Source organism: Sporosarcina sp. resist, assembly GCF_014302295.1.
In the GTDB taxonomy this organism is placed as follows: domain Bacteria; phylum Bacillota; class Bacilli; order Bacillales_A; family Planococcaceae; genus Sporosarcina; species Sporosarcina psychrophila.
The window spans coordinates 5,015,001-5,040,000 of sequence record NZ_CP060287.1 but is presented as its reverse complement, the minus strand read 5'-3'; the positions used below and the strand labels follow the sequence as shown (position 1 = coordinate 5,040,000).

The 25,000-nt window shown below is 44.0% G+C and carries 18 protein-coding genes, 1 tRNA gene, 2 rRNA genes, 1 other RNA gene, 2 pseudogenes and 1 other annotated feature (2 of these 25 only partly in view); of the genes and pseudogenes, 20 read left to right on the top strand and 4 right to left on the bottom strand.

Features of this window, described 5'->3' with window-relative positions; translation table 11 throughout:
- The 5 genes from H7992_RS24290 to H7992_RS24270 all read left to right on the top strand — a co-directional run.
- Positions 1 to 1,162 (top strand): 23S ribosomal RNA (locus H7992_RS24290); it begins 1,770 nt to the left of the window's first position.
- Between the two features lie 80 nt (positions 1,163 to 1,242).
- Positions 1,243 to 1,358 (top strand): 5S ribosomal RNA (gene rrf, locus H7992_RS24285).
- A 311-nt stretch (positions 1,359 to 1,669) separates the two neighbouring features.
- A complete protein-coding gene (locus tag H7992_RS24280; RefSeq protein ID WP_187046277.1) occupies positions 1,670 to 2,149 on the top strand; it encodes a glutathione peroxidase in 480 nt (159 codons plus the stop codon).
- A 103-nt stretch (positions 2,150 to 2,252) separates the two neighbouring features.
- Positions 2,253 to 3,716, top strand: coding sequence for an IMP dehydrogenase (gene guaB, locus H7992_RS24275; protein ID WP_067213783.1), 1,464 nt, complete (start codon positions 2,253 to 2,255; stop codon positions 3,714 to 3,716).
- 174 nt (positions 3,717 to 3,890) lie between these two features.
- On the top strand, positions 3,891 to 5,237 hold the full coding sequence (locus H7992_RS24270) for a serine hydrolase (RefSeq protein WP_067213782.1): 1,347 nt from the start codon (positions 3,891 to 3,893) through the stop codon (positions 5,235 to 5,237).
- Between the two features lie 20 nt (positions 5,238 to 5,257).
- Here H7992_RS24270 and H7992_RS24265 read toward each other — a convergent pair whose 3' ends face one another.
- Positions 5,258 to 6,673: a MocR-like pyridoxine biosynthesis transcription factor PdxR gene (locus H7992_RS24265; RefSeq protein ID WP_067214115.1), complete on the bottom strand. Its 1,416-nt coding sequence runs from the start codon at positions 6,671 to 6,673 to the stop codon at positions 5,258 to 5,260.
- Positions 6,674 to 7,272: 599 nt separating this feature from the next.
- Here H7992_RS24265 and pdxS point away from each other — a divergent pair.
- The 3 genes from pdxS to serS all read left to right on the top strand — a co-directional run bounded on the left by pdxS (position 7,273) and on the right by serS (position 10,531).
- Complete coding sequence (pdxS, locus tag H7992_RS24260) at positions 7,273 to 8,118, top strand: pyridoxal 5'-phosphate synthase lyase subunit PdxS (protein ID WP_187046276.1); 846 nt, start codon at positions 7,273 to 7,275, stop codon at positions 8,116 to 8,118.
- A 68-nt stretch (positions 8,119 to 8,186) separates the two neighbouring features.
- Positions 8,187 to 8,762, top strand: a complete 576-nt coding sequence (locus tag H7992_RS24255; RefSeq protein ID WP_187046275.1) for an NUDIX hydrolase — start codon at positions 8,187 to 8,189, stop codon at positions 8,760 to 8,762.
- An 80-nt stretch (positions 8,763 to 8,842) separates the two neighbouring features.
- Positions 8,843 to 9,060: a binding site (T-box leader), on the top strand.
- A 193-nt stretch (positions 9,061 to 9,253) separates the two neighbouring features.
- Positions 9,254 to 10,531, top strand: a complete 1,278-nt coding sequence (gene serS / locus H7992_RS24250) for a serine--tRNA ligase (RefSeq protein WP_067213779.1) — start codon at positions 9,254 to 9,256, stop codon at positions 10,529 to 10,531.
- Positions 10,532 to 10,589: 58 nt separating this feature from the next.
- Here the strand turns inward: serS and tadA are convergent, their stop codons facing one another.
- Entirely contained in the window at positions 10,590 to 11,102 is a 513-nt protein-coding gene (gene tadA, locus H7992_RS24245) for a tRNA adenosine(34) deaminase TadA (RefSeq protein ID WP_187046274.1), read from the bottom strand.
- A gap of 303 nt (positions 11,103 to 11,405) precedes the next feature.
- Here tadA and H7992_RS24240 point away from each other — a divergent pair, with 303 nt between their 5' ends.
- The 5 genes and pseudogenes from H7992_RS24240 to H7992_RS24220 all read left to right on the top strand — a co-directional run bounded on the left by H7992_RS24240 (position 11,406) and on the right by H7992_RS24220 (position 16,377).
- Positions 11,406 to 12,053: a deoxynucleoside kinase gene (locus H7992_RS24240; protein ID WP_067213777.1), complete on the top strand. Its 648-nt coding sequence runs from the start codon at positions 11,406 to 11,408 to the stop codon at positions 12,051 to 12,053.
- A complete protein-coding gene (locus H7992_RS24235; protein ID WP_067213776.1) occupies positions 12,040 to 12,708 on the top strand; it encodes a deoxynucleoside kinase in 669 nt (222 codons plus the stop codon). The genes H7992_RS24240 and H7992_RS24235 overlap by 14 nt, the downstream gene beginning before the upstream one ends.
- A 1,723-nt stretch (positions 12,709 to 14,431) precedes the next feature.
- Positions 14,432 to 14,902 (top strand): annotated as a pseudogene (locus H7992_RS24230) (deoxynucleoside kinase); the annotation flags it as partial.
- Between the two features lie 37 nt (positions 14,903 to 14,939).
- A pseudogene (locus H7992_RS24225) lies at positions 14,940 to 15,503 on the top strand (deoxynucleoside kinase).
- Positions 15,504 to 15,696: 193 nt separating this feature from the next.
- Positions 15,697 to 16,377 (top strand): hypothetical protein, encoded by a 681-nt coding sequence (locus H7992_RS24220; protein WP_187046273.1) that lies wholly within the window; start codon positions 15,697 to 15,699, stop codon positions 16,375 to 16,377.
- Positions 16,378 to 16,613: 236 nt separating this feature from the next.
- On the opposite strand, the gene H7992_RS24215 is transcribed toward H7992_RS24220, so the two are convergent.
- Positions 16,614 to 17,984, bottom strand: a complete 1,371-nt coding sequence (locus H7992_RS24215) for an aspartate kinase (RefSeq protein WP_187046272.1) — start codon at positions 17,982 to 17,984, stop codon at positions 16,614 to 16,616.
- Positions 17,985 to 18,140: 156 nt separating this feature from the next.
- On the opposite strand from H7992_RS24215, the gene H7992_RS24210 reads away from it, so the two are divergent.
- Genes H7992_RS24210 through thrB form a run of 3 tightly spaced genes read left to right on the top strand, consistent with a single transcriptional unit; the run spans position 18,141 to position 21,387 of the window.
- On the top strand, positions 18,141 to 19,436 hold the full coding sequence (locus H7992_RS24210; protein WP_067213774.1) for a homoserine dehydrogenase: 1,296 nt from the start codon (positions 18,141 to 18,143) through the stop codon (positions 19,434 to 19,436).
- Entirely contained in the window at positions 19,436 to 20,494 is a 1,059-nt protein-coding gene (gene thrC, locus H7992_RS24205) for a threonine synthase (RefSeq protein WP_067213773.1), read from the top strand. Before H7992_RS24210 ends, thrC begins: the two co-directional genes overlap by 1 nt.
- A complete protein-coding gene (gene thrB / locus H7992_RS24200) occupies positions 20,494 to 21,387 on the top strand; it encodes a homoserine kinase (protein WP_187046271.1) in 894 nt (297 codons plus the stop codon). Before thrC ends, thrB begins: the two co-directional genes overlap by 1 nt.
- 374 nt (positions 21,388 to 21,761) lie before the next feature.
- Here the strand turns inward: thrB and H7992_RS24195 are convergent.
- Positions 21,762 to 21,854: transfer RNA gene (locus H7992_RS24195), tRNA-Ser, on the bottom strand.
- A 118-nt stretch (positions 21,855 to 21,972) separates the two neighbouring features.
- On the opposite strand from H7992_RS24195, the gene ffs reads away from it, so the two are divergent.
- The 4 genes from ffs to recR all read left to right on the top strand — a co-directional run.
- Positions 21,973 to 22,239: signal recognition particle sRNA large type (gene ffs, locus H7992_RS24190), an RNA gene on the top strand.
- A gap of 128 nt (positions 22,240 to 22,367) precedes the next feature.
- Positions 22,368 to 24,128 (top strand): DNA polymerase III subunit gamma/tau, encoded by a 1,761-nt coding sequence (gene dnaX / locus H7992_RS24185; RefSeq protein ID WP_187046270.1) that lies wholly within the window; start codon positions 22,368 to 22,370, stop codon positions 24,126 to 24,128.
- 21 nt (positions 24,129 to 24,149) lie between these two features.
- Entirely contained in the window at positions 24,150 to 24,470 is a 321-nt protein-coding gene (locus H7992_RS24180; RefSeq protein ID WP_186673712.1) for a YbaB/EbfC family nucleoid-associated protein, read from the top strand.
- Positions 24,471 to 24,481: 11 nt separating this feature from the next.
- On the top strand, positions 24,482 to 25,000 hold the 5' portion of the coding sequence (gene recR, locus H7992_RS24175) for a recombination mediator RecR (protein ID WP_067213769.1). 78 nt of this gene lie beyond the right edge of the window; only the first 519 of its 597 coding nucleotides appear in the window; the start codon lies at positions 24,482 to 24,484; its stop codon lies off the right edge, out of view.

Here is a 25,000-nt window from a genome sequence, read left to right as displayed (position 1 = left end):
AAGCCCGAGAGAGCCGCAGTGAATAGGCCCAGGCGACTGTTTAGCAAAAACACAGGTCTCTGCAAAACCGCAAGGTGAAGTATAGGGGCTGACGCCTGCCCGGTGCTGGAAGGTTAAGAGGAGAGGTCAGCGCAAGCGAAGCTTCGAATTGAAGCCCCAGTAAACGGCGGCCGTAACTATAACGGTCCTAAGGTAGCGAAATTCCTTGTCGGGTAAGTTCCGACCCGCACGAAAGGCGTAACGATCTGGGCACTGTCTCAACGAGAGACTCGGTGAAATTATAATACCTGTGAAGATGCAGGTTACCCGCGACAGGACGGAAAGACCCCGTGGAGCTTTACTGTAACCTGATATTGAATTCCGGTGCAGCCTGTACAGGATAGGTAGGAGCCTTGGATTCCGGAGCGCTAGCTTCGGATGAGGCGTTGGTGGGATACTACCCTGGCTGTATTGGACTTCTAACCCATGCCCCTTATCGGGGCAGGAGACAGTGTCAGGCGGGCAGTTTGACTGGGGCGGTCGCCTCCTAAAGAGTAACGGAGGCGCCCAAAGGTTCCCTCAGAATGGTTGGACATCATTCGTAGAGTGCAAAGGCATAAGGGAGCTTGACTGCGAGACCTACAAGTCGAGCAGGGTCGAAAGACGGGCTTAGTGATCCGGTGGTTCCGCATGGAAGGGCCATCGCTCAACGGATAAAAGCTACCCCGGGGATAACAGGCTTATCTCCCCCAAGAGTCCACATCGACGGGGAGGTTTGGCACCTCGATGTCGGCTCATCGCATCCTGGGGCTGTAGTCGGTCCCAAGGGTTGGGCTGTTCGCCCATTAAAGCGGTACGCGAGCTGGGTTCAGAACGTCGTGAGACAGTTCGGTCCCTATCCGTCGCGGGCGCAGGAAATTTGAGAGGAGCTGTCCTTAGTACGAGAGGACCGGGATGGACATACCTCTGGTGTACCAGTTGTCTTGCCAAAGGCATCGCTGGGTAGCTATGTATGGACGGGATAAATGCTGAAAGCATCTAAGCATGAAGCCCCCCTCGAGATGAGATTTCCCATTACGCAAGTAAGTAAGATCCCTCAAAGAAGATGAGGTTGATAGGTCTGGGGTGGAAGCACGGCGACGTGTGGAGCTGACGGATACTAATCGATCGAGGACTTAACCAATTTTGAAAAGGGCTTGATTACCCTGATTCGTGTAGCACAATGTCTGTTTTATTCAGTTTTGAGCGAACAAGCTCAAAGAGTCTGGTGACGATTGCGAAGAGGTCACACCCGTTCCCATCCCGAACACGGAAGTTAAGCTCTTCAGCGCCGATGGTAGTTGGGGGTTTCCCCCTGCGAGAGTAGGACGTCGCCGGTCTCATTGAAAGGTCATTACCTTATAGGTAGTGGCTTTTTTTGTGTTTATTTTTAATTTTCAATAATGATTTGAGGTCGTGTTTGGCGGTAAGTAGGAGTATGAAGTGGAAATTAGAAATTAAAAAGAGAAACGTATGTCTATCATTTAAAAATGAGTCTAACTGTAATCAATTCGATTATATAATAGGCCTGTGATGCGTTATGACTGGTCAAACTGAAACAACACACACCATCTTTCAATCCCGAATCCTTGTAATTATCTTTGATAAAGCCTATTGTTTGTAGACAACTAAAGTTAAAGGAGCTAATCCTATGAGTACAGTCTATGAATTCTCAGTCAAAAAAATAAACGGTGAAATTCAATCAATGGAAGACTATAAAGGAAAGCCTTTGATTATCGTAAATACAGCAAGTAAGTGTGGCTTTACTAGCCAGTTCAAAGAATTGCAGGAACTATATGAAGAACATAAAGAGCAAGGTCTTGTCGTACTTGGTTTTCCATCGGATAATTTCAATAACCAGGAATTCGATGACATCGAAAAGACAATGGAGTTTTGTGAAATCAATTTCGGCGTAACTTTTCCGATGTTTGCAAAAGTCGATGTCAAGGGCGGCCAAGCCGAACCACTTTTCACATATCTTACTTCCCAAAAGAAAGGGATGCTTACAGAGGGCATCAAGTGGAACTTTACGAAGTTTTTGATTGACCGTGAGGGGAATGTTGTAGAACGCTTCGCACCCCAAACATCACCACTTAAAATGAGTAATGCCATTAACGATATTATTCAGTGAATAATAGGAATACTTTTACTTGTTATCACTGACTTGACAGGTATTGTAGCCGCTGATAACCTTTTAATAATATTCAATTGAAACTAATAGGGGGTATATTGAAATGTGGGAATCAAAATTTACGCGTGAAGGGCTTACTTTCGATGATGTGTTGCTTGTACCGGGACCTTCTGAAGTATTACCTAAAGATGTGTCGCTCTCTGTCAATCTGACGAGTAAGATAAAATTAAACATTCCGGTTATCAGTGCAGGAATGGATACAGTTACTGAGTCGAAGATGGCAATTTCCATGGCACGTCAAGGTGGCCTTGGTGTCATCCATAAAAACATGAGTATTGAAGAACAGGCTGAACAAGTTGTTACGGTAAAACGCTCTGAAAATGGCGTAATTACTAATCCATTCTTCCTGTCACCTGAACATCAGGTTTTTGACGCTGAGCATTTGATGAGTAAATACCGCATTTCTGGTGTTCCAATTGTGAATAATAATGAAGAACTAAAACTTGTCGGTATCCTGACGAACCGTGATCTTCGTTTCATTCAAGATTACTCACTTGTTATCGATGATGTTATGACGAAAGAAAACCTTGTGACAGCACCTGTAGGCACAACATTGGAAGATGCAGAGAAAATCTTGCAAAAGTATAAAATCGAGAAGCTTCCAATTGTCGATGAAAATGGAATCCTTAAAGGTTTGATCACAATCAAGGATATTGAGAAAGTAATCGAGTTCCCAAATGCAGCTAAAGATAAACAAGGTCGACTACTTGTTGGTGCTGCTGTTGGTGTTACTACTGATACGATGGTACGTGTAGAGAAGCTTGTGAAAGCGGAAGTCGATGTTATCGTTATTGACACGGCACACGGGCATTCTAAAGGTGTTCTAGACGTAGTTGCTCAGATCAGACAGCGGTTCCCAGAACTTGAAATTATTGCGGGTAATATTGCCACTGCAGAAGCTACACGTGCGCTCTTTGAAGCGGGCGCTGACGTTGTCAAAGTTGGAATTGGCCCTGGTTCAATTTGTACAACGCGTGTCGTTGCAGGTGTTGGTGTTCCGCAAATTACAGCTATCTACGAATGTGCTTCAGAAGCACGTAAGTTAGGCAAAACGATTATTGCTGATGGTGGCATTAAATATTCTGGTGATATCGTCAAAGCACTTGCTGCTGGTGGACATGTTGTCATGCTTGGAAGTCTTCTCGCAGGAACGACGGAAAGTCCAGGGGAAACTGAAATTTTCCAAGGACGCCGTTTCAAAGTCTATCGTGGTATGGGATCGATTGCTGCAATGGAGCAGGGTTCTAAAGATCGTTACTTCCAAGACGATGCAAAAAAACTTGTACCTGAAGGAATCGAAGGGCGTATGCCTTACAAAGGTCCCTTGTCTGATACGATTCATCAGCTAATCGGTGGTGTTCGTGCAGGAATGGGCTATTGCGGTACTAAAGATCTGCAAGATCTGCGTGAAAAAGCACAGTTCATTCGTATGACGGGTGCAGGATTACGTGAAAGTCATCCACACCAAGTACAAATTACAAAAGAAGCTCCGAACTATTCACTTTGATAAAAGGCTTTAACCCAGGAACTAATGTTTTTTGAGTTTTAGGTCGGAATGAAGGAACTTCAGCACCTTTCCTGCGTCTCCATATGAGCAGAAAGGTGCTTTTTTGGTTTAATACCCAAAGAGTAGCCGAAATATGATAAAATGACTTAGGGAAATAGCAATGATGGAGGTATTATGGTGAAGCGAGAAATGAGACGATGGGTGGCATTTTTGTTAGTGCCGCTACTACTAATAATGACACTCGGGACGGTTCCAGTTTACGCCGACTCAGCACTAGGACTCCATGTAGATGGTGCAATATTAATTGACGCGGAAAGTGGAAAAATATTATATGAAGAAAATGCAGATACGCCACTAGGTATTGCAAGTATGACGAAAATGATGACTGAATATATCCTTTTCGAGGCAATCGAAGAAGGTAAAATAAGCTGGGATCAGGAATATAAAGTGAACGATTATACATATGCGGTTTCACAAGACCGTCGGCTTAGTAATGTTCCACTGCGGAGAGATGGTACATACACGATTCGTGAATTGTATGAAGCAGTAGCCATCTATTCTGCAAATGGGGCGACGATAGCCGTTGCAGAAACAATTGCAGGAACAGAAACTGAATTTTTGAAGCTGATGAATGCGAAAGCAGAAGAGCTTGGCTTGAAAGATTATAAATTTGTCAATTCCACGGGTTTGAATAATAGTGACCTTCAAGGAATGCATCCACAAGGGACAGGTGCAGAAGACGAAAACGTCATGCCTGCAAAATCTGTCGCAAAACTAGCTTACCATTTGTTACATGATTATCCGGAAGTTTTGGAAACGACGAAAGTCAAAACAAAAATATTCCGTGAAGGTACTTCTGATGCTATCAAAATGGACAACTGGAATTTCATGCTTCCAGGGTTTGTTTATGAATACGAAGGCGTTGACGGTCTCAAGACAGGTACGACTGACTTTGCAGGGCACAACTTCACCGGGACGGCAACACGCGATGGTAAACGGGTCATTGCAGTTGTTATGAAAGCGGTTGATGCGAAAGGTGTAGGCTCGTACAAAGCACGATTTGATGCGACGCGTGCTTTGTTCGACTACGGTTTCGGTCAATTCTCAGAAGTTGAATTTGTTCCGGCTGGTTATCAGTTCAAAGATTCTAAAACGCTCGACGTTGTCAAAGGGAAAGCGAAAACTGTCGCTGTAGAGGTAAAGGAACCGATCCGTATGATGGTGAAAACGAGTGAAAAGGATCTCTATGTACCTGAACTTGTGATTGATGAATCAAAAATGAAGGACAATGCACTTCAGGCACCTATTAAAAAAGGTACAGTTGTCGGTCATGTCAATCTCGTGAAAACAGAAGGAACGGATTATGGCTTCATTGATTCAACTAATCCGGGAGCTGATGTTGTTACGAAGGATGCAGTTGAGAAGGCTGGCTGGTTCTCGCTTACAATGAGCGCAATCGGTGACTTTTTCGCAAGCATTTGGAGTAGTGCAACAGGATTTGTAAAAGGTTTGTTTAAATAAAACATCAAGGCGAGGAATCCTTAAATGGATTCTTCGCCTTTTTCAATGGACCATGCATACATGAGATCCTCGATGGCTTGTTTAATGGCCTCTGTAGAAAGGCCGCCGAAGCCGAGAAGGAAGGATGGTTCACCTTCTTTGGGAGCTGTTCTGTAACCGTTTAAGCCGTATACGCGGATGCTTGCCTTCTTTGCTGCTATTGCTAGGGATCTTTCATTTGTTTCAGTGTGGACGGTAAGAATAATGTGCATGCCTGCTTCATCGCCTGAAAATGAAACATGCGGAGCGTAGGATGACAGGGCCTCTGTGAGAACTTGAAGTTTACGTTTATATATTTTCCGCATCCTATTTAAATGGCGTGAAAAGTGACCGTCAGCCATGAAGCGGGCCAGGATGTGCTGGTCGAGCCTTGGTACTGTTGCTGAATAATGAATGAATGCTTTTTCATAACGACTTAGTAACATAAGGGGAAGCACCATATAAGCAATCCGTAGCGATGGCATCAGAGATTTTGAAAATGTACTTAAATAAATGACGTTGCCGCCTTTATCCATACCTTGCAAGGAAGGGATTGGCCTTCCAGTATATCGGAATTCGCTGTCATAATCGTCTTCGATGATAAAATGTTCGTCACCTGATGATGCCCAGTTCAATAAAGCAGTCCTACGCGCTGCTGAGAGGACGATGCCGGTAGGGAATTGATGAGAGGGAGTCACATAGGCAACAGTCGCACCTGAGTGTTGTAGAGACCTTACATCCATCCCTTCTTCATCGACTGCAATCGGAATTGCTTCCCGGTTGTTGTGGAAAAAAACGTGATGAGTAAGCGGGTAGCCGGGATCTTCGATTGCATATGTCGCTGCCGTTCCTAGAATGCGGATGACAAGCGGCATAAGTTGTTCTGTACCTGAACCAATGATGACTTGCTCCGGCGTACAGTCAACGCCGCGGGAGTGATATAAATAGCGTGCAATTTCTTGACGAAGTTCCCAATCACCGTGAGGGTGCCCGAGAAGCAGGAGATCCTTGGAAGACTCGTCCATCACATCTTTTGCGTACTTTCGCCATTGTGTAAAAGGAAATGATTCTGTATCGATTTTACCTGGTGAAAAGTCGAAGGTTATATCTTCAATTTTTTCAACCGGCCTTTTTACGGACAGCTGCATCGGTTGGGCGTAAGCTAGTTCTTCAATTGCCTGCACATAAAAACCTTTTCGAGGTTTCGATGAAATAAACCCCTCTGCTGCGAGCTGTGCATAGGCAAGTTCAACCGTCGTCTGACTGACATCAAGAAAGTCACCAAGTTTTCGTTTAGATGGAAGTTTCATGCCAACTGGCAATTTCCCATCTGTAATATCCCGTCGTATTTGGTTGTACATTTGTTCATATAGCGGCGTATCTGTACTTTTTTCCAATTTGATTAATAGCATCTCCACAGCAACCACTCCATCTGACCCCTTCAACTTGTTTGGAACTGGGTGTTTCAATAAGGTCATATTCTATTATACTGAACAATAAGAAAAGAGGGAAGCGCCTGTTCAGAGGCAACAGGCATAAGACGGGCTGACGGAACGGCGCACTTTGCCGTATAGTCGGCACGGCTTATGACCCGAGCCTCTAGGCGCTGGACTCTAGACAATAAGAAAAGAGGGAAGCGCCTGTTCAGAGGCGACAGGCATAAGACGGGCTGACGGAACGGCGCACTTTGCCGTATAGTCGGCACGGCTTATGACCCGAGCCTCTAGGCGCTGGACTCTAGACAATAAGAAAAGAGGGAAGCGCCTGTTCAGAGGCGACAGGCATAAGACGGTTATATAGGAAGGCAGTCTAAGTTCGCGACGTCGTGTCGCAACGACTGCATGACCTGCATCCGGCAGGCCCAAGCGGCGTTCTTTGCCGTATAGTCGGCACGGCTTTCAATGATCACAGCCTAAATTCGCCGCTTCCTGCGGCAATGTCTGTGTGACCCACATCCTGTGGGCCTCCGAGCCTCTAGGCGCTGGACTCTAGACAATAAAAAAAGGGGGAAGGTAACATGAATTTTAAATACGGCGGCGTCATTATGGATGTCATTAATGCGGAGCAGGCAAAAATAGCGGAGGCGGCAGGGGCAATTGCAGTAATGGCACTTGAGCGCGTCCCTTCTGATATAAGAAAAGCGGGCGGTGTTGCACGCATGGCGGATCCACGAATCATTACGGACGTACAAGGTGCTGTTTCAATTCCGGTGATGGCGAAAGCACGTATCGGTCATATTTCCGAAGCCCGCGTACTTGAGGCACTTGGTGTTGATTATATCGATGAAAGTGAAGTACTTACTCCTGCGGATGAGGAATTCCATTTACTGAAGAGCGCATACAGTGTGCCGTTCGTTTGTGGAGCTCGTGATCTTGGAGAAGCAGCGCGTCGTCTTGGTGAAGGGGCTAAAATGCTTCGTACAAAAGGCGAACCGGGAACGGGGAATATTGTCGAAGCGGTACGTCACCTTCGTAGGGTGAATGCCCAAGTGAGTAGACTTGTTCATATGAATGACGACGAAGTAATGACGGAAGCGCGCAATCTTGGTGCACCTTATGAAATCCTTCTTGCCATCAAAAAACACGGACGTCTACCTGTGACAAACTATGCAGCGGGCGGCGTGGCGACACCTGCAGATGCCGCACTTATGATGGAACTTGGCGCAGATGGCGTATTCGTAGGTTCAGGTATTTTCAAATCCGAAAATCCTGAGAAATTTGCACGTGCAATTGTTAAAGCAACAGAAAACTTCAAAGACTATAAACTGATTGGTGAACTGTCTAAAGACATTGGTGAACCGATGAAAGGGTTAGAAATCGGAACCCTTCAAGTGGAAGAGCGTATGTCAGAACGCGGTTGGTAATTAATTAAGAAAAAAGTGGGGGAGAAATCCCTCGCTTTTTTGTATACTTAATTATAGGGGTGATAAGAATGGAACAATTAAAGGTCTTCGATGAAAACTATACCTATTTGAGAAATGAAAATAGAGCCAAGGTCCACTGTGAGGGACTGTGGCATGAAACCTTCCATTGCTGGCTAGTCGATGATCAGTTTGTCTATATTCAAAAAAGAAGCGCTATTAAAAAAGACTTTCCGGGATTGTTTGATATTACCGCTGCAGGGCATATTCTCTCAACAGAAACTGTGGCAGATGGCATTCGTGAGGTGGAAGAGGAATTAGGCATAGAAGTCGATATAACGAAGCTGCATTCGAAAGGTGTTGTGCAGAACATTATCAAATTGCCCACCTTTATTGATCGTGAGTTTTCGAATGTCTTCTTATATGACTCAACTTTTGCAGCAAGCGAATTTTCATTGCAACAAGAGGAAGTAGAAAGTGTCCATGTCGTGGAGCGACAAGCACTAATTGACCTTTTCGTTAATGAAGTAATGACAGTTAAATGCATCAATATTTTCGATGGAACATTGGCGAAAATTGGTCTCAGCGACTTTGTTCCACACGAAAGAAATTATTTTGAACAAGTTGCACATATCTTTAAAGAGTAATCTTAAGAAAGCGGATACATTTTTTCTTTGAGTGACTTGCCAAAAAAACCAGCTTGTAGTAAAGTAAGGGTAATTTCAAACATGAGACGATGATGGGAAGCAGTAACAAGCACGTTTTTTGAAGAGAGCCGGCGGGTGGTGTGAGCCGGTAAAAACACTTGTGAATCCGTCCCTGAGTAGCCGGGCTGAAACGTTTAGTAGGCCTGAGCCGGCAGTTGAGCCGTTATTTCAATGGAGTGGATTGGACTTGGTTGTCCGGTCAATTTGGGTGGCAACGCGGGTAGTTCTCGTCCCTTTTATAGGGAATCGAGGGCTTTTTTTGTTGTCCAGCTTCAGGTGTCAGCCCCTCGAGTCACTTCCGTCTTACTGATAAAGGCAAAAAGTACCTTTGTTAGCAAGCCTTTCAGCGCTTGTCGGAGCTAAGTGACACCTTACGCTTTTCTTTGTTGTCCACTTTCCATTATCGTCTAAAAATTAAGGAGGAATTATTCATGCTAGATATTAAAAAAGTCCGTGCAAATTTTGATGAAGTGAAAGAGAAGCTATCTAAACGCGGAGAGGATATTTCTCAGCTCGATAAATTCCAAGCACTTGATGATAAGCGTAGAGAATTGATTGCAAAAGTTGAAACCTTGAAAGCGGAACGTAACGAAGTATCTCAAAAGGTCGCTGAAATGAAGCGTAATAAAGAAAATGCAGATGACGTTATTGCACGTACGCGTCAAGTTGGGGAAGACATCAAAAAACTCGACGAAGAACTGCACACAGTTGAGGAAGAATTGAATTATATTATGATGCGTATCCCTAATATCCCGCATGACAGTGTTCCTGTTGGCGATAGCGAAGACGACAATGTCGAAATTCGCGTGTGGGGAGAGAAGCCTGAATTTGGATTTGAGCCAAAGCCACACTGGGAAGTGGGAACGGATTTAAATCTCCTTGATTTTGAACGTGCTGCAAAAGTGACGGGAAGCCGTTTTGTTTTTTACCGAGGACTGGGAGCTCGTCTTGAGCGCGCATTGATTAACTTCATGCTTGACCTTCATATTGAAGAGCACGGCTACGAAGAAATGTTGCCGCCGTATTTGGTGAATCGCACAAGCTTAACGGGTACAGGACAGTTGCCGAAGTTTGAGGAAGATGCATTTTTAATCAACGAAGAGGATTATTTCCTTATTCCGACATCTGAAGTGCCTGTAACGAACTTCCACCGCGACGAAATCTTGAATGTTGCACAATTACCGGTGGCATTTGCGGCGTATAGCACGAACTTCCGTTCAGAGGCGGGATCTGCTGGCCGTGATACGCGCGGTCTAATCCGTCAGCACCAGTTCAACAAAGTTGAGCTTGTTCGTTTCGTGAAGCCGGAAGATTCTTATGATGAACTCGAAAAATTGACAGGTCACGCTGAAAAGGTATTGCAGTTATTGAAATTGCCATACCGTGCGCTAAAAATGTGTACAGCAGATTTAGGATTCACAGCTGCGAAGAAGTATGATTTAGAAGTGTGGATTCCAACACAAAACCTGTACCGCGAGATCTCTTCTTGTTCAAACTTTGAAGATTTCCAGGCGCGTCGTGCAAATATTCGTTTCCGCCGAGAAGCGGGTGCGAAACCGGAATACGTTCACACATTGAATGGCAGCGGGCTAGCAATTGGCCGTACTGTGGCGGCAATCCTTGAAAATTATCAGCAGGAAGATGGTTCTGTCGTTATTCCTGAGGTTCTTCGTCCGTATATGGGTGGAAAAGAAGTTATTACCCTTTAAAAAAAGAAAACGTGCAAGGCGTCATTCGACGTCCTGCACGTTTTCTTTTTTCTCCTGTCTAGGCTTCAAGCTCTTGATCAAGGCGCCTACGCTTTTGGTCACTCTTTTTCCGTTCACGAATGGCCCTGAAAAATGCCGTAAGCATCTCCCCGCATTCATCCGCCGACACGCCTTCAACCACATCACATTCATGATTAAATCGTGGATCGTTCAATAAGCGATAGAGTGAGTCAACGCAACCGCCTTTTGGATCCCGAGCACCGTAGACAACACGTGGGATTCTAGACTGTAAAATAGCACCTGCGCACATTGGACATGGCTCTAGTGTGACATATAGAGTTGTATCTTCAAGGCGCCAGCTACCAATTTCTTGACATGCATCTTGAATTGCCGACAACTCTGCATGGGTAACTGCGTTTTGGGTGGTTTCTCGCAAATTATGTGCCCGTGCAATTACTTTATCCTCATGAACGATGATCGCGCCAATGGGTACTTCGCCAAGAGCCTGTGCTTTCATCGCTTCGTCAATTGCCATCTGCATATATAGCCGGTCTTTATTAAAAGTATCCAAAGTCATCACTCCTTGGTGATAGTGTAGCATTATCTAGTGGTGAATGAAGGATGTTTTCTTAATCGAGGTGTTGTCTAACTACAGCGTCCAGATGCGGGGTCAGAAGTCGGTACGGCTAGGAAGGATTAAGCTGCATCCATCCCGGATATAGGGCACTGCTTCACCGTTCCTTAAAATTGTTCCACGTGGAAAAAGTCTGAATGTTGAAGAGTGTGAAACATTTGCTACACTCTATTTTTCATTTCAACCGTGTGATAAAATAAAGAGTACTATATATTATGACGACGTGAAGGAGGATTTCTGATGTCTGTTCCGTTCATAACGGTCGAAGGTCCGATTGGAGTTGGAAAAACGTCACTTTCCAAGGCAATCGCGGACACACAGCAATTCCATCAGCTAAAAGAGATTGTGGATGAAAATCCATTTTTAAATAAATTTTATGACAACATCGAGGAATGGAGTTTCCAAACCGAAATGTTTTTTCTTTGCAATCGATATAAACAACTTAGCGATATTAAAACCGAGATATTGAGTGAACAAAAACCGGTTGTTGCTGATTATCATATTTTTAAAAACCTCATTTTTGCAAAACGTACATTAGATCCAACAGAATATGTTAAGTACGAGGAAATCTATAAGATTTTGACGAAGGACATGCTTGTTCCGAATATAATTGTTTACCTACACGCGAGCCTAGACACACTTATGAAGCGTATTTCACAGCGTGGGCGTGCATTTGAGAAAAACATGGATCCCGCTTATTTGCAGCAACTTGCGGAAGATTACGAGACGTTCATCACGTATTTTGAATCGGCACATCCTGAAATTCCTGTTCTTCGGTTCAACGGAGATGATCTAGATTTCGTTAACAGCGAAGAGGATCTGCAATTCATTTTAGATACTGTCGATGCGACGATACGAAAAGGAGTTACATTGAATGAACTTACGTGAAAAATACGGCATCCCTCAAAATGCTGTCATTACAATTGCAGGGACGGTGGGGGTCGGCAAGTCAACGATGACGCAGGCACTTGCGGATGCACTGAATTTCAGGACATCATTTGAAAATGTCGATCAGAATCCCTACCTCGATCTTTTTTACAATGACTTTGAAAAGTGGAGCTTCCATTTACAAATTTACTTCTTGGCAGAGCGATTCAAGGAGCAGAAACGTATATTTGAATATGGCGGCGGATTTATCCAAGACCGTTCGATTTATGAAGATACAGGTATTTTTGCAAAAATGCATATGGAAAAAGGGACGATGAACCCGGTTGATTATGATACGTATACGAATCTGTTTGAAGCAATGGTTATGACACCCTATTTTCCGCATCCGGATTTGCTGGTTTATTTGGAAGGACCGCTTGACGGCATCATTTCACGTGTCAAAGAACGCGGTCGCGTGATGGAACAGGAGACACCGGTTTCATACTGGGAAGAGATGCACGGACGCTATGAGAATTGGATCAATTCGTTCAATGCATGCCCGGTATTACGTCTAGATATCAATGATTATGATCTTCTTACTAATCCGCGAGAAGTGGAAACGATTGTTGAGAAAATAGGACATTCCCTGAAGCAAACGTCACTTTTGAAAAAATGAAATCATCCCCAAAAATATAACGGATACTCTTTTTGAGGACAAAAAATTAGCAGGGCAAAACAGGGGCCAATTCGCATTAGCGGACAGGTCCCTATTTGTTCAACTAACTGGCCAGTTTGATCTTTAAGCCGACAAAAACAACAAACAGGCCTTTACACGATGCGGTAAAAGAGAACTGTTCTTTTCTCTAAACCTAATCGTCTGTCTTGGATGTCAACTTGATGTCAGCCAGGTGCTTCGCGACAACCTTCTTCCCTTCTTCCACTTGCTCGTCCGTGAAACCTTTACTCGTCATATTCGACTGCCACCTTACAAGATAGTCGCTTACTCTGTCCACTCGATCTGCTGTGCTGGCCGCGGATACTTCATGGCTAAAGCTGAGTTCCTCCTCAGCCCAATCATCAATAAAGTGGGCGCTGGCTAAAACCAAAACTGAACATGCAATGGCGACTATTGAACACACTATGGCTATCACTTTGTACGGCATTCCCATTCCCCCCTGACAGCTTCTTTTCTTAACTGTACAGGAACTTCAGGGTTAATTAAAACTAAAAATTCCGATAAATAACGAGAGATACCCATTTATTTCGGAAGGAATTTCATCTTATCCATTTCCTTCGACAGCTTAATTTGTCTAATGCTGATGGTGTGTAGGGGAAATTTCTTTTTTCGCGAGTCATTAAAATTGTTGCGATAGAAAAGCGGTTAATTCGTGGGAAATACGGAAAAAGTCCTAGTACTTGGAATGAATTAGGATTCCCACTAATACCGCTTCGACGCTTTGTGGATGCCTCCCGCGATAAGCCAGAAAGGAGACCGCTTTCAGTCTTATCGCTCCGGCTACCACGAAGACGCGCCTGCGCTGGATAGTCTATGTGAGAAAGCGCATTTCATAATCAGGGATTAGACCCGCAATCTGTATTGCAAATTTCTCGAATTAAATTTATATCAAATAGTAATCACCTTACATTCTCGCCATATACATCTCAAAATCGCATTTCTCTCGATATTGAATACCCTAGCGCAGGCGCGGCAAAGGGTTCGCCAAAGCGCCAAGCGTTCTACAATTCACACCCCGAATTACACCTCGTTTATTATTGAGTGCCATGGCAGATTCAATGGGATTCTTTAACTCAACTTATCATAGAGAATGGAGAAATAATCATACATAAAAATCCGTCGATTGATGGAGAATCAGATTGATAGTCACAACTGTTGATTAACCATTTTCTCGCATAAAAAACAGGTAAGAAAGGCTTGAAAAACTCTGTTTTCACGGGATCATTTCCGGTCAGCTTTTGGCAAACCAGCCACACCCTTTTTAGTAATCCCGTTATGAATAGTTACCTGTCGCATTCCTATACATCAAAACATCTCGGTAATCGTATAGAGGTCGTTCAATCCAAAGATACTGTACAAGAAGTGCCTAGTGTTTGATTCAGTTATTTACTGGTAGTTTTTGGTTAATCAACCCATGTGATTGAAAGTAGAACTATAAACACCCATCTCACATAGAAGCAGTTTCCGGGTGTGTTTACGCCACTAATTTAAGGCAAACGGCACACCATCTAATGAGATGATGTGCCGTTTTATCTATATGTATATTGAATAATTGGATACCTATATAAACTCATTAAGTGCAGGCGCCTTAACAGGGATAGCCAACCGAAAAACGAAGAATACAGTTAATGCCAAGAGGCATCCCCGAGCGTCGTAGCGTATTCAATGGCATTTCTTATTTAAAATGTATTTTCTTTGTAATCGATATAAACAGCATAGAGATACGAAAACCGAGATATTGATTGAACAAAAACCGGTTGTTTCTGATTATCATATTTTTAAAAACCTCATTTTTGCAAAACGTACATTAGATCCAACAGAATATATGAAGTACGAGGAAATTTATAAGATTTTGACGAAGGACATGCCTGTCCCAAACGTCATTTTCTACCTTCACGCAAGCTTGGACACGCTTGTAAAGCGTATTTCCCAGCGCGGGCGTGATTTTGAAAAAAACATGGATCCCGTTTATTTGCAGCAACTTGCGGAAGATTACGAGACGTTCATCACGTATTTTGAATCGGCACATCCTGAAATTCCTGTTCTTCGGTTCAACGGAGATGATCTTGATTTCGTCAACAGTGAAGAGGATCTGCAATTCATTTTAGATACTGTCGACGCGACGATACGAAAAGGAGCAAGATTGAACGAACTAACGCGAAAAATACGGCATCCCGCAAAATGCTGTTATTACAATTGCGGGGACAGTTGGCGTTGGCAAGTCGACGATGACGTAGGCGCTTGCGGATGCACTCCACTTACAGATTTACTTCCTGGCAGAGCGCTTCAAGGAACAGAAACGAATTTTCGAATATGGCGGCGGTTTTATCCAAGACCGTTCAATTTATGAAGATACAGGCATTTTTGCGAAAATGCATATGGAAAAAGGGACGATGAATCTCGTTGACTATGATACGTATACCAATCTGTTTGAAGCGATGGTTATGACACCGTATTTCCCGCATCCGGATTTACTTTCCTACTTGGAGGGGCCGCTTGACGGGATTATCTCGCGTGTGAAAGAGCGCGGTCGTATAATGGAACAGGAGACACCAATTGCTTACTGGGAAGAGATGCATGGGCGGTATGAGAATTGGATTAATTCATTCAATACGTGCCCAGTATTACGTTTCGATATTAATGACTATGATCTTATTAATAATCCTATTGAAGTGGAAACGATTGTCGATAAAATCGGGCATTCCCTGAAGCAAATGTCACTTTTGAAGAAATGAACTAAACTACAAGAATGTAGCCGGTATTATGGGCTGCATTTTTTATTTCACAAGTTTTACCCATTTTGAATAGGATGTAATGGTTACACCTGTGGGAGACTTGGGAGTTAAGAATGATTACGGATACGATTGTTAAGCAATTTCCTTATCTGTTTATTTGAATGAAACTATGGCTTAAAGGAGTGATTGTGAAGTGAACCCTTATTCGAACGGATTACCCTCTTATCCTGTCGGGCCGAGTTATCAAGGGCCATATTCACATTATACGGCGCCCGTCAGGTATATCTTAAATAACCAAACTGATGTATATGGCAGATGTTGCATAAGTAAGGCGAAAGCCGACTTTATGAGCATGAACCGGCTTCTCTGGATGGAGCATGTCAACTGGACGAGGATGACGATTATGGGCATCGTATTCGGCTTGCCGGATTTACCGTCTGTCCAAGAGCGTCTTTTGAGAAATGCGACGGATTTGGGGAATTGCTTACGGCCCTTTTATGGCGATAATATAGCGGATAGATACGCCGCACTGATTAAAGAACATTTAGTGCTAGCTGCTGAATTAGTAACGGCAGCTGCAAAAGGGGATCCGAACAAGGCGGCGGAAGCGGAGAAACAATGGTATAGGAATGCAGACGATATCGCCGACCTTTTAAGTAGCATCAATCCGTATTTAAACAAAGAAGAATTTAGAAAAATGTTTTATACGCATTTGGCTTTAACCAAACAGGAAGCAGTTTATATGCTTCAGAAAAACTATAAGGCTGATATTGAAGTGTTCGATAAAATCGAAGCGGAAGCTTTAGAAATGTCGGATTTGATAGCGGGTGGCATTGTTAAGCAGTTTCCAGGTATGTTTATGCCGCTATGTTAAGACAAATGGCACACCATCTAATGAGATGGTGTGCCGTTTTATCTATATGTATATTGAGTAATTCGATACCTAAATAAACTCATGAAGCGCAGGCGCTTTAACAGGGGGTAGCCAACCGAACGACGAAGAATATTGTTAATTCCAAGAGGATAATCCATATAGGTTAATGGATACTTTATCTGGCTTATGGTGGGAGGAATCCCCGAGCAACGTAGCGAATTCAATGGAATTTTTTATTAGTTGGAAAGAACCGCAGATTTCAGAAAAAATTCAGCGTACAGTTCTTTTAAGATTTTTGTTTCGTCTTTTTTATGAACGCCGAAGACAAGGCTGACTTCTGATGAACCTTGGTTGATCATTTGGATACTAGCACCAGTGCGTGCGATGGCTGAGGCGGCACGTGCAGCCAGTCCAGTAGAATGACGCATTCCTTCGCCTACAAGAACGATCATGGAGTAATTAGAATGCATATGGACGTGATCCGCGTTCAATTCCTCTTTTGCTCGGCGTACAATCCGTGCTTCTTTATCCGCATTGAGAAATTTACTTCTGATGATGACAGACAAGTTATCAATACCGGAAGGCGTGTGCTCAAATGGAATTTCTTCTTCCTCTAGGATTTGCAATAACTTTCTTCCGAAACCAATTTCCTGGTTCATTAAATATTTGTCGACAAACAGTGTGGAAAATCCACTATCAGCGGCAATACCAATGACCGGCTGTGCAAAGTAATTTCGTTCATTGACGATAAGTGTTCCCGGAGCCTCCGGATTATTGGTGTTTTTAATGCACACAGGAATGGAACGACGGAATGCGGGCATTAGCGCTTCGTCGTGAAAGACGGAGAATCCTGCATAGGCTAGTTCCCGCATTTCACGGTAAGTCATTTTATCGATGCCGACCGGATTGTCGACAACATTCGGGTTGGCTGCAAAGACTGAGTCAACGTCTGTAAAATTTTCATACAGCTCAGCTTCTGTCGCTGCGGCAAGTAGAGATCCTGTGATGTCCGATCCACCTCTGTTGAATGTCCGAAGTGTTCCGTCTGTCGTGTAGCCAAAAAAGCCTGGGAAAACGATAATACCTGGTTTGTCGCGTAATTGTGCAAGCTGGTCATCGCCTTCAGGGAGTGCGCGTACCCGTTCTGGTCGTTCATTGACCAGTAGACCGGCCTCTTTTGGACACATATAGTGTGCATCCATTCCAATGTGTGTGAAGTAGGCAGCAATTAGCTTCGCGTTGTTGTCTTCTCCAGATGCTTTTAAGCAATCCATGAAGAGATTGGCGTCATTTACATCGTTAGCGAGACGTCCATGCAAATCATTTTCGATAACGGATACGATCTCCATTGAAAGACCAAGTCCTGCAGCGATCTGTTGATAGCGGGCTACTACTTCCTTAAATTCAATTTCTGTGTCTTCCCCCCTAAGGGCTTTTTCAGCAAGTTGGATTAGTAGATCCGTTACTTTTTCATCTGAGTCAAACCGTTTGCCGGGTGCTGAGACAACAATGATTTTACGACTGGGATCAGTTTTTACGATTTGAGCGACTTTTTTTATTTGATCGGAAGACGCTACTGAAGTACCTCCAAATTTGCAAACTTTCACAATCATCAAATCCTTTCTATTATATAATGGGATGAATGTATTTATTCTATGACTTTATCACAAAAAGGTTGTTATTATCCGAATATTTCACTATAATGTCTTTATGCAAAGAACAATTGTTTTTTCATAGTGTACATACAGTTAGGAGAATCGTCAATGAGAAATGAAATTAATATTGGATTATTAGGATTTGGGGTTGTCGGCAGCGGGGTGGCTAAAATCTTGCAAGATCACCAAGAAGACCTCCATCATAAACTTGGCGTTCCTGTCAAAATTAAAAAAGTTCTTGTGAAAAATTTACATAAAAATCGGGAAACAACACTTTCATTGGAAACATTCACGGATAATTTGTATGAAGTGCTTGAAGACTCGTCTATAGATTTAATAGTAGAAGTGATGGGCGGGACCTTCGATGCGAAAGAAGCGATTGAAAGTTCCCTGCGGGCTGGAAAAGGTGTCGTAACTGCCAATAAAGACGTTATGGCAGAATTCGGACCTGGATTATTGAAGCTGGCGGATGAAAACAAGTGTGATCTGTTTTACGAAGCAAGCGTCGGGGGCGGAATCCCGTTAATTCGCACCCTTGAAGATGGACTTGCTTCTGACCGAATCCGTGCGTTGACAGGTATTGTGAATGGAACAACGAACTTCATCTTAACAAAAATGAAACATGAAAAAATGTCTTATGAAGATGCATTGGCAGAGGCGACGGCACTTGGTTTTGCAGAGGCAGATCCATCGGCGGATGTTGATGGCATTGATGCAGCGCGCAAAATGGTTATTTTGGCTTCATTGTCTTTCTCAACCGAAGTCCGTCTGGGCGATGTTTTTGTGAGAGGGATGAAGGAAATCCAAGAAGGCGATCTAGAACTGGCTGAGCAGTTTGGCTATACGGTGAAGTTAGCGGGGTCAGCTAAGAAGAATGAGGATGGTATTGAAGTAGCTGTAGAGCCTGTGTTTTTCCCGAATTCGCATCCTTTGGCATCAGTGAACAATGAGTTCAATGCCGTATATATTTATGGAGATGCAGTTGGAGAAACAATGTTCTATGGACCGGGGGCTGGATCAATGCCGACTGCCACGTCTGTAACGGGAGATATTATTGCAGCGTGCCGTAATTTGCTGCTAGGTGTCAACGGCAAAAGGTTACACGCACCTCAGTATGAGCGAAAAGTGAAAAGTGATAGTAATAAGTTCGCACGTTATTTCCACCGAATTCGCGTGAGAGACGAAGTAGGTGTCCTGACGAAATTAACGTCTATTTATAGCAAGCACGGTGCAAGTCTGGCGACGGTTGTTCAGCATTCCGATAAAAAGGCGGCTGACGCGGACCTGATTTTCATCACGCATCAAATTTCGAGACAACAGCATTTAGATATTGTGAATGAATTGAACGAGACACCAAAGGTAATCGGCGTACTAAGCCATTACCGGGTAGAGGGGGAAGAATGATGAAAAGATGGAATGGATTAATTGAGGAATATAAAGAATGGTTACCGGTGACAGAAAATACGCCGGCGTTAACGTTGCAGGAAGGGAATACCCCTCTTATTCACATGCCAAATTTATCTGAACAATGGGGCATTAACCTTTACGTGAAAACGGAAGGAACGAATCCAACTGGTTCATTTAAAGACCGGGGCATGGTTATGGCGGTCGCAAAAGCGAAAGAAGAAGGAAAAAAAGTTCTTATTTGTGCATCAACGGGTAATACGTCTGCAGCTGCGGCGGCATACGGTGCTCGTGCTGGAATGCGGACAATTGTAGTTATTCCGGAAGGTCGAATCGCACTTGGCAAGTTGGCTCAGGCGAAAATGTATGGCGCAGAAATTGTAGAAATCGAAGGCAACTTTGACGAAGCATTGGCTATGGTGCGTGCGGCTGGCGAGGGAGACGTTGCGCTCGTGAACTCGGTTAACCCGTATCGCCTTGAAGGTCAAAAGACAATTGCGTTTGAAACGATTGAGCAACTTGGAAAAGTACCGGATATTTTTGCACTTCCGGTTGGGAACGCAGGTAATATTTCGGCGGCTTGGAAAGGTTTCAAAGAATATGCTGATAAGAAGGGTACTGAGTTACCGGTTCTTCTTGGTGTACAAGCCGACGGAGCTGCACCGATTGTTTATAATCGCGTATTCGAAAACCCCGAAACGGTTGCAACGGCAATTCGAATCGGTAATCCCGCAAGTTGGGAACTGGCGAACAATGCCTTGGCGGAGTCGAATGGAACAATTCTCGCTGTAACAGATGAAGAGATTTTAGAAGCATATAGTTTAATCGCTTCATCTGAAGGTGTTTTTGCAGAACCAGGCTCGTGTGCTTCAATTGCGGGCGTTAAAAAACAAGTGGAGAGCGGCTTGTTGAAAAAAGGTTCAACTGTAGTTGCTGTATTGACGGGTAACGGTCTAAAAGATCCAGATACAGCAATTGAAGTAAATAAAGAGAAACCAATGATGTCACGGGAACAATTTGATGCGTTTCTTAGTGAGTTAAAGGCGGGGGCAAAGTAATGGCAGAATCCGATTTTTCCGTTGTCGTACCTGCATCGACGGCAAATCTTGGGCCAGGCTTCGATAGTATCGGACTTGCACTTAATCTTTATATGACGGTGAATGTATCGCCGTCAGAGGATTGGGAAGTTACGTATAAAGACGATGGTTTTGAAGATTTACCGACCGGTGAAAATAATTTAATTGTGAAGACAGTTACTAATATAGCTGAGCGAAAAGGGCGTGTTGCACCAGCATCACAACTTATCATTCAGTCGGATATTCCGCTTGGTAAAGGACTTGGAAGCAGTGCAACGGCAATTGCAGCAGGAATTGAAATTGCAAACCAACTTCTTGAATTGAATCTTTCCGCGAAGGAAAAAGTGCTTCTAGGTAGTGGATATGAAGGGCACGCGGATAATATCTCGGCTGCACTTCTTGGGGGAGTGACAATTTCTTATTTTGATGGCGTGGAAATGGATGTCGTTCATATAAGAGAACCAAAAATGGGAGCTGTGATACTTGTTCCGCCTGAGGCATTGCTGACGGAAGCATCTAGGGGGCTTCTGCCAGGCCAACTCTCACATTCAGAAGTAATACGTAGTAGCGCAGCGGGGAATGTACTTTCAGCAGCGATTGCCCGGGATGATTGGGAAACGGCGGGGCGTATGATGGAAAAGGATATCTTTCATGAGCCGTATCGTAAGAAGTTATTTCCTGAGTTCGACCGGATCCGTGAAGTTTGCCACGAGTACGGTGCGTATGGCATGACAATTAGTGGAGCGGGTCCTTCTCTTTTCGTGGCTGTGAAACAAGGTAACGAGGAAGAATTGGCAAAGCGATTGGCAGTTGCGTTCCCGTACTATGGTTGTATTGCTGTCAAACCGTCTAATGCGGGTGCTGTGGTTAATTGAATAGAGAAAAGCGCAAGCGCCTCGGTAGACCCGAAAAGCGCTGGCCGACTAAATTCGCCACGTCCTGTGGCAACGTCGGCACTAGTACGTCCTGTACGTCGGAGGGTCTGAAGATAAAGGCGCTCTTTGCCTTTAACTTAAAGACTGAAGCGACAGAGGAAGGCAGCTTAGGATCGCGACATCCTGTCGCAACAGCTACATGACCCACGTCCTGTGGGCCCAGGGGCTAGGCGCTGGAGCCTAGACAGAACAAAAAAGAAGCGGACCAGTAAAATGGCTCCGCTTCTTAAAGTTTAATTACTATAATAGGAAAAATAAAAATTCGTTATCTACTAACGAATTCGATTTCAAGCATATACGTTTAGTTGAAAAAGTGGAGGAGGTAGAGGGATTCGAACCCCCGCGGGATTTGACTCCCCTGTCGGTTTTCAAGACCGATCCCTTCAGCCGAGCTTGGGTATACCTCCGTATCAACAATTAATAATTTATCATGTTTGAAATGAAGTGTCAACAGTTTTATAAAAATAACTTTGTTCACATGATATTAATTGATTTAATCTAGCAGATTGAGTATACTTGTAAATGCCGTGCTAGGTGGGGAGATAGCGGTGTCCTGTAACTTGCAATCCGCTCTAGCAAGACTGAATCCCTTCCCGAGGCTGTCCGTATTGTAGGGTCTGCCTCTTGCACGCAGTGTTGACGTTTGGGTCCCGCGCAATGGGAACCTATGAACTATGTCAGGTCCGGAAGGAAGCAGCATTAAGTAGAATTTCTCATGTGCCGCGGGGTCGCCTAGACCGAGCTGGCGACAGGAGTAACGCTTATGTGTGGCTGTCGGAGGAAGGTGCACGGCATTAATTTCACAATTCGACTCGTCCGTTTCTGCGGACGAGTTTTTTGTTGCGCTAATAAAGGATTCGTATAGGCGTTTGTGCTATAATGGAAACATTAGCGCATTGCGTCAAAAGGAGAGGAAACTGTTGGTGTATCAAGCTTTTTACCGCGTATATCGGCCTCAATCATTTGCTGAGATGTCCGGACAGCAACATGTGAAACAGACACTTCAGAACGCCCTCCTTCATAATAAGACGACACATGCTTATCTTTTCTCGGGTCCAAGAGGTACAGGGAAGACAAGTGCGGCGAAAGTTTTTGCGAAAGCGTTAAATTGCGAAAATGGTCCAGCAAAAGAACCGTGCAATGAGTGTCCGACGTGTATCAGCATCACGGAAGGGTCGAATACGGATGTCATCGAATTTGATGCAGCTTCGAACTCACGTGTTGAGGAAATGCGAGACATTATTGAAAAGGTACGGTTTGCCCCGTCGAATGCTCGTTTTAAAGTATATATTATCGATGAGGTACATATGTTATCAAATTCGGCATTCAATGCGCTTTTGAAAACTCTTGAGGAACCGCCATCGCATGTCGTATTTATCTTAGCAACCACAGAACCGCATAAACTACCATTGACGATTATTTCGAGGTGTCAGCGCTTCGATTTTAAACCAATTACACCGGCTGATATTACTAATCGAATGAAGACGGTACTTGCGGATACGGGTATTGAGTCTGATGAAAGTGCTTTGAAAGTAATTGCGCAGGCGGCTTCTGGAGGAATGCGGGATGCACTTAGTATGCTTGACCAAGTTGTGTCGTTTAGTGGAGACAAGATAACAATTGAAGATGCACTGCTTGTAACCGGATCAATTGGTGAAGACATTTTCCATCAGTTGGCGGAAGCGCTACTTGGTAAAGACGCTGGCATGGTACTGACATTGCTTGATCGACTTATTGCGGAGGGAAAAGATGTTTCCAGGCTAGCAGAAGATTTAATCACGTTTTTCCGGGATCTTCTTCTTCTGCGAACAGCACCCAGCTTAAAAGATTTACTCGAACTCATACCTGGCGATGAACGGTTTGTAGAAATGGCACAACGATTTGAAATGGATACGTTGTACTTATTCATTGACATACTGGCAAAAACGCAACAGGAAATGCGGTTCTCCAATCATGCAAAAGTCTATATTGAGTCTGCCTTTTTGAAAATGATTCATCTTGACAGCCCCGTGCAGGTCAGTGGAGGCAATCATGCCATTGATCCGGGGCTTACGCAGAAGGTAGCAGATCTTGAGCGCACAATTATGGAGTTGCAACAGCAGATGTCTAGTGGTGGAATGAATAAGCAGACGGCTGCAGATCAATCCGCTCAACCACGGAAAAATGCGTCAAAATCGTCGCAAGGCTTCAAAGTTCCGACAGGTAAAATTCACGAAGTATTGAAATCTGCGACAAAACAAGACATCCAGACGATTCGGGAAGAATGGGCGGGGATGATGCAGACAATGCAAAGGTCACATGCCGCGCTTCTCGAAGAGACAGAACCAGTCGCAGCATCGGAGAATGCTTTTGTGTTAAAATTCAAATATGAAATCCATTGCCTCATGGCGTCTGAAAATCCGTCACTTCGGTCGGGCTTGTCAGATGCCTTACGTTCACGAACCGGGAAAGCATATGAAGTCGTGTATGTGCCTGAAGAAGGTTGGTTGAGTGTAAGGGGAGACTTCATTCGGAAAAATGGGCTCGCTAAACAACAAGAGCCGGAAAGTTCTGATGAAGGGGTGCCTGGTGAAGAAATGCTTTCTTTCGTAAAGGAAGCAGAACAGGAAAATGCGGATCCGATTGTAACTGAGGCGGAAAAGATTTTCGGTAAAGATTTCATAGAAGTCCATGACGATTAAAAATTAGAGGAGGAAACAAACATGAAGGGTATGGGAAATATGCAAGGCATGATGAAACAAATGCAGAAAATGCAAAAACAAATGGCTGTAGCACAGGAAGAGCTTGGTGAAAAACGTCTTGAGGGTGCAGCAGGTGGCGGTATGGTAAAAGTCATCGTATCTGGAGATAAGCAGGTTGTCGAAGTAATCGTTGACCCGTCCGTAGTGGATCCGGAAGATATTGAAATGTTACAAGACCTTATTGTCATTGCTACGAATGATGCTATGGCTAAAGCGGAAGAATTAACGAACTCGACGATGGGTCAATTCACAAAAGGATTGAATCTGCCAGGAATGTTCTAGGAGGCACATAAATGCATTATCCTGAACCAATATCAAAACTGATGGATAGTTTTATGAAATTGCCAGGTATCGGCCCGAAAACAGCGGGTCGTCTGGCGTTTTTTGTCTTAAGCATGAAGGAAGATACTGTGTTGGATTTTGCAAAAGCTCTGGTTGACGCTAAACGGAATCTGCGTTTTTGCTCAGTTTGCGGTCATATTACAGATATCGACCCCTGCCACATTTGTCAGGATACACAACGCGATGGTTCGATAATTTGTGTTGTTCAAGACCCGAAAGACGTTATTGCCTTGGAGAAGATGAGGGATTTCAAGGGGCTTTATCATGTCCTTCACGGTGCTATCTCGCCGATGGATGGAGTTGGCCCTGAGGATATTAATGTCCCGTCGCTACTTGTTCGATTGCAGAATGAAGAGGTTGAGGAATTGATCCTAGCCACGAACCCTACAATAGAAGGAGAAGCGACTGCGATGTACATCTCGAGGCTTGTTAGACCTTCAGGAATCAAAACAACTAGAATTGCGCATGGA

Excerpts from the sequence above, each read along its gene's own strand:
- H7992_RS24255 (WP_187046275.1), top strand. The coding sequence starts at position 8,187 with ATGGAACAATTAAAGGTCTTCGATGAAAACTATACCTATTTGAGAAAT.
- guaB (WP_067213783.1), top strand. The coding sequence starts at position 2,253 with ATGTGGGAATCAAAATTTACGCGTGAAGGGCTTACTTTCGATGATGTG.
- H7992_RS24235 (WP_067213776.1), top strand. The coding sequence starts at position 12,040 with ATGAACTTACGTGAAAAATACGGCATCCCTCAAAATGCTGTCATTACA.
- H7992_RS24280 (WP_187046277.1), top strand. The coding sequence starts at position 1,670 with ATGAGTACAGTCTATGAATTCTCAGTCAAAAAAATAAACGGTGAAATT.
- H7992_RS24180 (WP_186673712.1), top strand. The coding sequence starts at position 24,150 with ATGAAGGGTATGGGAAATATGCAAGGCATGATGAAACAAATGCAGAAA.
- H7992_RS24270 (WP_067213782.1), top strand. The coding sequence starts at position 3,891 with ATGGTGAAGCGAGAAATGAGACGATGGGTGGCATTTTTGTTAGTGCCG.
- H7992_RS24210 (WP_067213774.1), top strand. The coding sequence starts at position 18,141 with ATGAGAAATGAAATTAATATTGGATTATTAGGATTTGGGGTTGTCGGC.
- serS (WP_067213779.1), top strand. The coding sequence starts at position 9,254 with ATGCTAGATATTAAAAAAGTCCGTGCAAATTTTGATGAAGTGAAAGAG.
- pdxS (WP_187046276.1), top strand. The coding sequence starts at position 7,273 with ATGAATTTTAAATACGGCGGCGTCATTATGGATGTCATTAATGCGGAG.
- H7992_RS24240 (WP_067213777.1), top strand. The coding sequence starts at position 11,406 with ATGTCTGTTCCGTTCATAACGGTCGAAGGTCCGATTGGAGTTGGAAAA.
- thrB (WP_187046271.1), top strand. The coding sequence starts at position 20,494 with ATGGCAGAATCCGATTTTTCCGTTGTCGTACCTGCATCGACGGCAAAT.
- thrC (WP_067213773.1), top strand. The coding sequence starts at position 19,436 with ATGAAAAGATGGAATGGATTAATTGAGGAATATAAAGAATGGTTACCG.